Origin of the sequence: Rhodococcus sp. P14 (assembly GCF_000256505.1) — a bacterium.
Lineage (GTDB): Bacteria > Actinomycetota > Actinomycetes > Mycobacteriales > Mycobacteriaceae > Rhodococcus > Rhodococcus ruber.
Genome location: NZ_AJFC01000413.1, coordinates 1 through 1,679, shown reverse-complemented (window position 1 = coordinate 1,679; position 1,679 = coordinate 1). Strand labels below are relative to the sequence as shown.

The window sequence follows — 1,679 nt, the reverse complement described above, 5'->3', positions numbered from 1 at the left end:
CCCGGCCGTCGTCCGCGGCCTGGTGGCGGTGCTGCGGCGCCCGGTCACCGACGGGGCGACGACGGTGCTGCCCGAGCAGTTCCTGCTGCGCCCGGACCGCTTCGCCACCGACGAGCATGTGGTGACGGTGCACTGGTCGACGGTGCCGCCGTCGAAGATCACCCCCGGCGGGGCGTTCGATCCGCAGCGTCGCCGACACATCCACTGGGTCGACGTCGAGACCGGACCGCTGGTCTTCCGGTTCTTCGACCGGGCCGGTCACCGCGCCTTCACCGCCGAGCTCGCCCGCACCGCGGCTGTGGCCCGGTCGGTGCTGCTCCCGGCCGACGACAAGGCCCTCGCTCTCGACGGGCGCCGGTGACTCGAGGGGAGTTGTCCACAGCGGGCCCGGTTCTCCACAGGACCGGGCCCGCTGCCCGTCTCCGCCCCGGTCGGGGCCGAGGTAGCCGGACACACTGGCATCCACCGAAAGGTCGCACCGACCCGAAGAAAGGGCCCGCTCGTGCACACCTGGACCGTCACCTGCGATCCGGCCGTGGCGCAGGAATCCGGCACCGCCGCCACCGAAGTCGACGCCGTCATCGCCGGCGCCGCCGCGTTGCGCCGCATCACGGCCGCCACCCACCGGACCGGCCACCCGTCGCCCTACCTGCGTCTGCGCATCGACACCCGCTTCCGGATCGGCCTGAGCGCCGGGCCCGACAGCCCGGGCGGAGTCCTCGAGTGGATCGACGACTACGAACACCAGGCCACCATCGCGGCCGCGGTCGACGACTGCGTGCCCGGCCTGGGCGGCCTCGACCCGGCGTGCTGACTTGTCCCCGCGAGGCCGAGGGGCGGCGACCACCGCCGCGGGCCCGCGAGGGGAAAGGACAGGTGTCACCTGTCAGTTCGCCAGGTATCTGGCGGTGCAGACCTGGCTTGACCTGCGGTGCGCCACTTGCGTCAGTCATGCCGCCATCAACTCCTTCTCATCCGATCTGGCGGATTCTTGGCGGGCACCGCGCCGATCTGCTTCGTCCACGATGTACCGACCTGCGGTTCCGCCGCTTCCGCCAGATCGGATGAGAAGCCGGCGCCAACGCCGTGCCACGTACACGAGAACCCCGCCAGATGCACTGAGAACCGACATCACCCACCCGCCCACGTATCGAGCTGCTCGACCCCAATCGTTTCGTACGTATCATGTTACGTACGAAACGGTACGTACGAGGTAGCATCGATCGGGACTCAGGACGCGATCGGGAGGGCGGGGCGATGACCGAGGGCAGTAGGGGAGGGCGGCGCCGCGAGTACGCCTCGGACGCGGACCGGGTCCGGGCCTGGCGGCAACGGCAGAAGGAGGCGGCCCGCGCCGAGCGGCTCGAGGCGGCCACCCCCACCGATCCGGCGGCGGCCGTGTCCACCCTGGCCGAGGCGGTCCCGTTGCTGCGGCAGGAAGCCCAGGCCGCCCTCGAGCGCCTGAGCGAGGTGGCCGCGTCGATCAGCGCGGCCACCGCGCTGCTGGCCGATCCGGCGGCGCTCGAGGCGCACCTGCGCCGGGTGCAGGCCGACGCCGACAAGGTCCGTGCCGATGCCGGCGCCGAGATCGCCGGTCTGCGTGAGCAACTCGATGCCGCGTTGGACGAGCGCGCCGACGCGGACGCGGCCGCGGCCGCCGCGCTCGCGCAGGCCGACGA

General features: G+C 72.4%; 2 protein-coding genes and 1 pseudogene. All 3 read left to right on the top strand.

What is annotated here, in order from left to right:
* The coding region (locus OEY_RS0127750) for a hypothetical protein (RefSeq protein WP_010596975.1) at window positions 1–361 on the top strand (361 nt) is incomplete at its 5' end.
* A 141-nt stretch (window positions 362–502) separates the two neighbouring features.
* A complete protein-coding gene (locus OEY_RS0127745; RefSeq protein WP_010596974.1) occupies window positions 503–814 on the top strand; it encodes a hypothetical protein in 312 nt (103 codons plus the stop codon).
* A gap of 443 nt (window positions 815–1,257) precedes the next feature.
* Window positions 1,258–1,679, top strand: a pseudogene (locus tag OEY_RS0127740) (hypothetical protein); the annotation flags it as partial.